7 protein-coding genes are annotated in these 8081 nt (G+C 71.8%); 5 read left to right on the top strand and 2 right to left on the bottom strand.

Annotated features, from left to right (window positions below; genetic code table 11):
- The first annotated feature begins 292 nt into the window (after nucleotides 1–292).
- On the top strand, nucleotides 293–1486 hold the full coding sequence (locus GTW67_RS09920; RefSeq protein WP_161164431.1) for an acyl-CoA dehydrogenase family protein: 1194 nt from the start codon (nucleotides 293–295) through the stop codon (nucleotides 1484–1486).
- A gap of 50 nt (nucleotides 1487–1536) precedes the next feature.
- Here the strand turns inward: GTW67_RS09920 and GTW67_RS09915 are convergent, their stop codons facing one another.
- Nucleotides 1537–1974: a cell division protein SepF gene (locus GTW67_RS09915; RefSeq protein WP_161164430.1), complete on the bottom strand. Its 438-nt coding sequence runs from the start codon at nucleotides 1972–1974 to the stop codon at nucleotides 1537–1539.
- Between the two features lie 291 nt (nucleotides 1975–2265).
- On the opposite strand from GTW67_RS09915, the gene GTW67_RS09910 reads away from it, so the two are divergent.
- Nucleotides 2266–3432 (top strand): DUF5685 family protein, encoded by a 1167-nt coding sequence (locus tag GTW67_RS09910; RefSeq protein ID WP_161164429.1) that lies wholly within the window; start codon nucleotides 2266–2268, stop codon nucleotides 3430–3432.
- A 16-nt stretch (nucleotides 3433–3448) separates the two neighbouring features.
- On the opposite strand, the gene GTW67_RS09905 is transcribed toward GTW67_RS09910, so the two are convergent.
- Entirely contained in the window at nucleotides 3449–4396 is a 948-nt protein-coding gene (locus GTW67_RS09905; RefSeq protein WP_161164428.1) for an ABC transporter substrate-binding protein, read from the bottom strand.
- A gap of 396 nt (nucleotides 4397–4792) precedes the next feature.
- Here GTW67_RS09905 and GTW67_RS09900 point away from each other — a divergent pair, with 396 nt between their 5' ends.
- The 3 genes from GTW67_RS09900 to GTW67_RS09890 all read left to right on the top strand — a co-directional run.
- Nucleotides 4793–5650, top strand: a complete 858-nt coding sequence (locus GTW67_RS09900) for an amino acid ABC transporter permease (RefSeq protein ID WP_161164427.1) — start codon at nucleotides 4793–4795, stop codon at nucleotides 5648–5650.
- Nucleotides 5647–7434 carry an FAD/NAD(P)-binding protein gene (locus GTW67_RS09895; protein WP_161164426.1) on the top strand — a complete coding sequence of 596 codons (1788 nt, stop codon included), beginning with the start codon at nucleotides 5647–5649 and terminating at the stop codon, nucleotides 7432–7434. Before GTW67_RS09900 ends, GTW67_RS09895 begins: the two co-directional genes overlap by 4 nt.
- Nucleotides 7431–8081 (top strand): amino acid ABC transporter ATP-binding protein (locus GTW67_RS09890; protein WP_161164425.1); only part of this gene is annotated, 651 nt, incomplete at its 3' end. The genes GTW67_RS09895 and GTW67_RS09890, both read left to right, overlap by 4 nt.

The following is an 8081-nucleotide window of genomic DNA, read 5'->3' as shown; positions in this document are numbered from 1 at the left end:
GTCTCCCACCCGCGCACCACCCGTTCGCCGTTGGTTGAGAGGTGGACGTTGCCCCTGGGGGTGCGTCGCCGTCGGCGGCTTGCGGTGGAGGGCTCTTCCCACGAGCCACGAATCCGCAGCCGCCGATGGTGCTCAGCCCCCGCCGGCGACGTCCACCCTTCAGTTGGCGGTGAACGGGTGGTGCGTGGGTGGGAGACCGGGGGGTGGTGGACGTGGGCGGCCCCGCATCGTAACGTCGGCTTGAGAAGTGTAACTAGCAGCGCTAGTTTTCAAGAGCCCCGGAGGGTGTTCCATGGCCTCGTCCCAGAAGTTGCCCGCGTTCGATCCCGTCGACCCCCTCGGCATCGACGACCTGCTGGAGCCGGAGGACCTCGCGGTCCGGGACACCGTGCGGGGCTGGGCCGCCGACCGCGTGCTGCCGCACATCGCGGACTGGTACGAGAAGGGCGAGCTCCCCGGCATCCGGGACCTCGCGCGCGAGCTCGGCTCCATCGGCGCGCTCGGCATGTCGCTGGAGGGCTACGGCTGCGCCGGTGCGAGCGCCGTCCAGTACGGCCTGGCCTGCCTGGAGCTGGAGGCCGCCGACTCCGGCATCCGCTCGCTGGTCTCCGTGCAGGGCTCCCTCGCCATGTACGCCATCCACCGCTTCGGCAGCGAGGAGCAGAAGCAGACGTGGCTGCCGCGCATGGCCGCCGGCGAGGTCATCGGCTGCTTCGGGCTGACCGAGCCCGACCACGGCTCCGACCCGGCCAACATGCGTACCCACGCCAAGCGCGACGCCGGCGGCGACTGGGTGCTCAACGGACGCAAGATGTGGATCACCAACGGGTCCGTGGCCGGCGTCGCCGTGGTGTGGGCCCAGACCGAGGAGGGGATCCGCGGGTTCGTCGTCCCGACCGACAGCGCCGGCTTCTCCGCCCCCGAGATCAAGCACAAGTGGTCCCTGCGGGCCAGCGTCACCAGCGAGCTGGTCCTCGACGACGTACGGCTCCCGGCGGACGCCGTACTGCCGGAGGTGACCGGGCTGCGCGGACCGCTGAGCTGCCTGTCGCACGCGCGGTACGGCATCGTCTGGGGCGCGATGGGCGCGGCCCGCAGCTCCTTCGAGGCGGCCGTCGAGTACGCGAAGTCGCGGGAGCAGTTCGGGCGGCCCATCGGCGGCTTCCAGCTGACCCAGGCCAAGCTCGCCGACATGGCGGTCGAACTGCACAAGGGCATTCTGCTCGCCCACCACCTCGGGCGGCGCATGGACGCCGGCCGCCTGCGTCCCGAGCAGGTCAGCTTCGGCAAGCTCAACAACGTGCGCGAGGCCATCGAGATCTGCCGCACGGCCCGCACGATCCTCGGCGCCAACGGGATCTCCCTCGAATACCCCGTGATGCGGCACGCGACGAACCTGGAATCGGTGCTCACCTACGAGGGCACCGTCGAGATGCACCAGCTGGTGCTGGGCAAGGCGCTCACCGGCCTCGACGCCTTCCGGTAGAGGCAGAGGCGCCGGCGGAGCGGGGCGGGGCCGTGGTGCGCGGCCCCGCCTCAGCTCTGGTTGAAGAAGCCGTCCGACCGGTGCGCGGCCGGATCGCCGCTGATCACCTGGGTGTCGGCCGGGCTCAGCAGGAACACCCGGGTGGAGACCCGCTCGATCGAACCCCGCAGGCCGAAGATCAGCCCGGCCGCGAAGTCCACGACGCGCTTGGCGTCGCCGGCCTCCATCGCCGTCAGGTTCATGATGACCGGGACACCCTCCCGGAACAGCTCGCCGATGGCACGCGCGTCCCGGAAGCTGTCCGGGGTGACCGTGCCGATCCGGCGGCCCTTCTCCTCGGCGACGTCCGAGGCCACCTTGACCCGCGGGTCCGTGACCCAGGCGTCCGGGGACTCGGTGCCCTCCGAGTAGTCGTCGTCGTAGTAGCGCTCGTCATCGTTGTCGTCGACGAGGCCGAGCCACGCACTCGCCTTGCGTACCGATCCCATGGACGCCTCCTCTCACAGCGGTCTTTCGTGCTTTCCGCATCCCTATGGTCATCCATGATGCGGACGTCGCGCCAAGTGGATAGACGCCGCGCGGGGGGTTTGTGACGGTACTGGTGCACAGCGAATCCGTCGAGAGTCCTTGTGTCCCAAGGGTCGTTTCCCAAACGGATGCTGACTGTGAGTGAAATATGATTCTTCCCGGCGGACGGGTGAGACAGGGTGCGTACGGGTGACAGCGGCTGTCGGTACGATGCCGCAGCTCAGCGTCGTACGAACCCACGGGGGAGTGTCGTGTTCGGAATCGTCAGGCCATGCAGGCACCGGCTCGGAGAGAGCCTCACCGGCCAGTGGATGGCGCATTTGTGCGGGCTGTGCCTCGCGCTGCGCAAGGACCACGGACAGTTCGCGCGGATCGTGACGAACTACGACGGCCTTCTCATATCGGTGTTGACGGAGGCTCAGGCCGGGCGGGGCGGCGCGGGCGCCGGCCGGCGTACGGCGGGGCCGTGCCCGTTGCGCGGGATGCGCACCGCGTCCGTCGCGCACGGTGAGGGCGCCCGGCTCGCGGCGGCCGTCTCCCTGGTGCTGGCCTCGGCGAAGGTGCGCGACCATGTCGCGGACGGTGACGGGCTGCTGGCCCGGCGTCCGGTGGCCCGCGCCGCCCGCCGGGTCGCCGCCGGCTGGGACGCGGCCGGCCATCGCGGCGGCGGCGCCGTCGGGTTCGACACCGCCGTCCTGGTCGACGCCGTGGACCGGCAGGTCGGCATCGAGGGGCTCGCCGGGTTCGGCACGCCTCTCCTCACCGTCACCGAGCCGACCGAGACCGCGACCGCCGCCGCCTTCGCCCACACCGCCCACCTCGCCGGACGGCCGGACAACGCCGTGCCGCTCGCCGAGGCGGGGCGCCTGTTCGGGCGGCTCGCGCACCTCCTGGACGCCGTGGAGGACCAGGAGGCCGACGCCGCGTCGGGTGCCTGGAACCCGCTCACCGCCACCGGCACCCCGCGCACCGAGGCCCGTCGGCTGGCCGACGACGCCGTGCGCGGGATACGGCTGGCGCTGCGCGAGGCCGAGTTCACTGACGGGCGCCTTGTGCACCGGCTGCTGGTGCACGAGTTGGGCACCTCGGTCGACCGCGCCTTCGGCACCCCCTCCTGCGCGCACGGCAGCCACCCGTACTCCCCGCCCGGCGCTCCCGGCGGTCCCGGTGCGCCGATGCCCCCGGAGCCGCCGCGCCGTGACCGGCGGGGGCTGCTCGCGGGGTGCGCCGTGTGGCTGGGGCTGGCCTGCACATGCCAGATGTGCTGCGGCACGTTCGAGGACCCCTGGAGCAGACAGCGCAGGGAAGGGCTGTTCCAGAGCTGCGGTGACTGCTGCGACTGCTGTGACTGTTGCAGCAACTGCGGTGACGCCTGCTGCTGTTGCGGCGAGGGCTGCGACTGCGGCTGCGACTGCTGAGAGGCGTCAGCCGCCGTCAGTCCTTCAGCTCCGGGGGCGAGATCTCGGACTTGGCGATCGCCGACTCCGTCGTCCCCCACTTCTTCAGGATCCTGTCGTACGTCCCGTCGGCGATGAGCCCGTTCACCGCCGCCTGGAGGGCGGGCGCCAGCTTCGACCCCTTCTTCAGGGCGAAGCCGACGTCCAGTCGGTGGAACTCGTTGAGGAACTTCAGGCCCTCCTGCTGGGCGACGGCGTAGCGCAGGCCGTTGATGGTGGACATCACGACGTCGCTGCGGCCCTGCTGGAGCGAGGACCACAGGGCGCCCTGCTCGCTGTAGGTCTGCACCTCGTAGGCCTTCTTGCCGGCGTCCGCGCACCGGTGCTTGTTCTCCTCCAGCGTGGCCTCGAAGGTGGTGCCCGCACCGGTGGCGACCTTGAGGCCGCACAGCTGCGCGAGGTCGGTGACCTTCGACAGGTCGCTGTCCTCGCGGGCGGCGAAGCCCTGGCCGTCGTTGATGTAGGTGACGAAGTCGATCGTCTTGCGCCGCTCCTCGGTCACACCGAAGTTGGCGGCGCCGACGTCGTACTTGCCGCTGTCCAGGGCGGGCAGGATCGCCTCGAAGGACGCCTGCTCCGTCTTCAGCTCGATACCGAGCGCCTTGGCGACGGCGTTCGCGAAGTCGACGTCCTGGCCGGTCAGCGTCTTGCCGTCGGACAGGTACGTGGTGCCCGGCGGGGTGCCGCCGACGGTCACGGCGAGGGTGACCTTCCCGGTGCCGGGCGGCAGCAGCTTCACGGCGGCCGGGTTCTCCTTGACGCCGGAGACGACGTCCGTGGTCGGGACCGCGTCGGAGCCGGCCGCCGCGCCCGCCACGTCCCCGGAGGGATCGCCGGAGCCGCACGCGGTGAGGGCCAGGACCGCCGAGGCGATCAGGGCGAAAGGCACGAAGAGTCTTTTTCGGGCACGCGTGGGCGTACGCATGTCAGTGGTCTCCTGAGAACGGAAGAAGGCAAAGGGCGGCACGAGGGGAGGGGCGCGCGCGTGAAGGCGGTGAAGAGAAGGCGGGAACCCGAAAAGCCCCGACGAAGTCAGGCGATCAGGGCAGGCAGGGGGAGTCGGCTCAACAGGAAGAGGACCACACTCGACCGAAGTCGATGTGGGAGCGCGTGACCAGCCACTGCTGCGGATGCATGGGCCAAGTGGAACAGGCATCCGGTTCCGCGTCAACGACTTGAGACGCACGGCTCACAGTGTGGACAGCCTTGACAGCACACCGAAACCGCCCCGTACTCTCGGCGCACGGCTCTGCTGAGGGGCTCGGCCGTGTGAAGGCACCACCCACCGTGTCCGACTGACTCGATGTCACGGAGCCTTCGCATGTCCTCCGACACCCTCGCCCAGCCCGCCGCCGTACCGGACACCCCGGACAAGGCGGACGTCCCGCGGATCGTCCCGCAACGCCGCCTCGGCCAGTGGACGGCCGCCGTCGCCGTCCTCGTCCTCCTCGGACTGGCCGTCAACTCCGTTCTGCGCAACGACGCCTTCCAGTGGGACGTCGTCGCCGACTACTTCACCTCCGACGCCGTCCTGCGCGGCCTGTGGCTCACCCTGTGGCTGACCGCCGTCGTCATGGTCCTCGGCTTCGCGCTCGGCACCCTGCTCGCCGCGTTCCGGCTCTCCGCCAACCCGGTGCTGCGCGCCGTGAGCTGGGGCTACGTGTGGCTGTTCCGGTCGATACCGATCCTGGTGCAGCTCCTGCTGTGGTTCAACATCGGCGCCCTGTACCCGCAGGTCCTCGGCGTGAAGACCGTCGACCTGCTCGGCCCGGTCACCGTCGCGGTCATCGGCCTGACCCTGCACGAGGCCGCGTACGCCGCCGAGGTGGTGCGCGGCGGCATCCTCGCCGTGGACCGCAGCCAGACCGAGGCCGCCCAGGCCCTCGGGCTGAGCCGGTGGCGCCGCTGGCGGCGGATCGTGCTCCCGCAGGCGATGCGCTCCATCGTGCCGCCGGCCGGCAACATGCTGATCGGCACCCTCAAGGGCACCTCCATCGTCAGCGTCATCGCCGTGCAGGACCTGCTCTACTCGGTCCAGCTCGTCTACCACCGCACCTACCAGGTCATCCCCCTGCTGATGGTGGCCACCGTCTGGTACACCGTCGTCACCTCGGTGCTCAGCGCCGGCCAGTACTACGTCGAGAAGCACTACGCCCGCGGCACGGAGCGCACCCGATGACCCGGCCCGCGCTGGTCGTCGTCGGCGCCGGACCGCGCGGCACCGGCCTGCTGGAGCGCATCGCCGCCAACGCGCCCGAGCTGTACGGCGACTCCGGCCTCGACATCCATCTCGTGGACCCGCATCCGCCGGGCGCCGGCCGGATCTGGCGCGAGGAGCAGTCGCCGCTGCTGTGGATGAACTCGCACGCCCAGGACGTCACCATGTTCACCGACGAGACGGTGGAGATGGCCGGTCCCGTCCGGCCGGGCCCCACCCTGCACGAGTGGGCGGGACTCGACGGCCGCACCTTCGCCGGCCGCCGGGTGCAGGGCGCGTACCTGCGCTGGGCGTACGAGCGCGCCGTGGCCGGCCTGCCCCCGGGCTTCGTGGTCTACCACCACGCCCGGCGCGCGGTGCGGGTCGACGGTCCGCGCGAGGGACGGCAGCGGGTGTGGCTCCGGGGCCGTACCCTCCCCCTCCTCGCCGACCTGGTCGTCCTCACCCTCGGCCACCTCGACGCCGAACCCGACGACGAACAGCGGGACCTCGCGGCCTACGCCCGCACCCACGGCCTCGTCCACCTCCCGCCGGACTTCACCGCCGACAGCGACCTGTCCGCGCTGCGCCCCGGCGACAACGTTCTCGTCCGCGGCTTCGGGCTGGCCTTCGTCGACCTGATGGTGCTGCTGACCGAGGGCAGGGGCGGACGGTACGACGGCGACACGTACATACCCTCCGGGCAGGAGCCGGTGCTGTACGTCGGCTCGCGGCGCGGCGTGCCGTACCACTCCAAGATCGGTTACGACTGGACCGGCGACCGGCCCCCGCTGCCGCGGTTCTTCGGGCCCGCCGAGACCGAGGCGCTGCTCGCCCGGCCCGAGGGCATCGACTTCCGGCGGGACGTGTGGCCGCTGATAGAGAAGGAGCTGGGCTTCGCCCACTACCACCGGCTGTTCACCGCCCACCCCGAGCGGGTGACCGGCACCTGGCCCGGCTTCGAGGCCCGGTACGCCGCCGCGGACCCCGCCGAACGCGCCGCCCTGGTCGCCGCCGCCGTGCCCGACCCCGCCGACCGGCTCGACCTCGCCGCCCTCGACCGGCCCCTCGACGGGGTGCGCCACGGCACGCACGACGACCTCCAGGAGGGGCTGCGCCGGTACGTCGAGGACGACCTGCGGCGCCGCCACGACCCGGAGTACAGCCCCGACCTGGCCGTCTTCCTCGCCCTGCTCTCCGTCTACGGGCAACTGGTCCGGCTCGGCGACGTCGGCGGCTGGTGGCACGGCTTCTTCAGTTACCTCGCCTCCGGCCCGCCCGCCCCCCGGCTGCGCCAACTGCTCGCGCTGTCCCGGGCCGGCGTGGTCCGCTTCCTGGGCGCCGGCATGACCGTCACCGCCGAGGACGGCGTCTTCCGGGCGTCCGGCGCGAGCGTGCCCGGCCATGTCGTCCAGGCCCGGGCGCTGGTCGAGGCGCGGCTGCCGCACCCCACCGTCGAGCGGGCCCGCGACCCGCTGCTGCGCGCGCTGCACGACGACGGCGCCGCCGCCACCCCCGACGGGCTGCTGGCGGTGGACCGCTCCGACGGGCGGGTTTTGGAGCGGTCCGGCCTGCCGCACCCGAGGCGGTTCGCGCTCGGCCCGCACACCGACGCGCGCGGTTCCGGCGCCTTCACCCGGCCCCGCACCGGCGGAGTGGCGTTCCGGCAGAACGACGCCACCGCACGCGCCCTGCTGGCCTTCCTGCGCACCCCCACCGGTCCCGCCACGGACCACCGCCCCCAGCTCGAGGAGTCCACGCGATGAGTGTCATGGTCGACATCAGGTCCGTCCACAAGAGCTTCGGCGATCTGGAGGTCCTCAAGGGCATCGACCTCACCGTGCGCGCCGGCGAGGTCACCGTGGTCCTCGGCCCGTCCGGTTCCGGCAAGTCCACGCTGCTGCGCACCGTCAACCACCTGGAGAAGGTCGACCGGGGCGCGGTCACCGTGGACGGAGCCCTGATCGGCTACCGGCGCAGCGGCGACCGGCTGCGCGAGCTGCCCGAACGCGAGGTGCTCAGGCAGCGCACCCGGATCGGCTTCGTCTTCCAGAACTTCCACCTCTTCCCGCACCTGACCGTCCTGGAGAACGTCACCGAGGCGCCGGTCTCCGCGCTGAAGCGGCCCCGCCGCGAGGCCGTCGAGGCCGCGCGCCGGCTGCTGGACCGGGTGGGCCTCGCCGACAAGGCGGACGCCTACCCGCGGCATCTGTCGGGCGGCCAGCAGCAGCGGGTGGCCATCGCGCGGGCGCTGGCCCTGGAACCGAAGCTGCTCCTGTTCGACGAACCGACGTCCGCCCTCGACCCCGAGCTGGTCGGCGAGGTCCTCGACGTCATCAAGGACCTGGCCCGGCAGGGCACCACCATGATCGTCGTCACGCACGAGATCGGCTTCGCCCGCGAGGTCGCCGAC

The organism is Streptomyces sp. SID5910, assembly GCF_009862125.1.
GTDB lineage: Bacteria > Actinomycetota > Actinomycetes > Streptomycetales > Streptomycetaceae > Streptomyces.
Note: the sequence above shows the minus strand (reverse complement) of the source record. Positions and strands in the feature narration are given on the sequence as shown.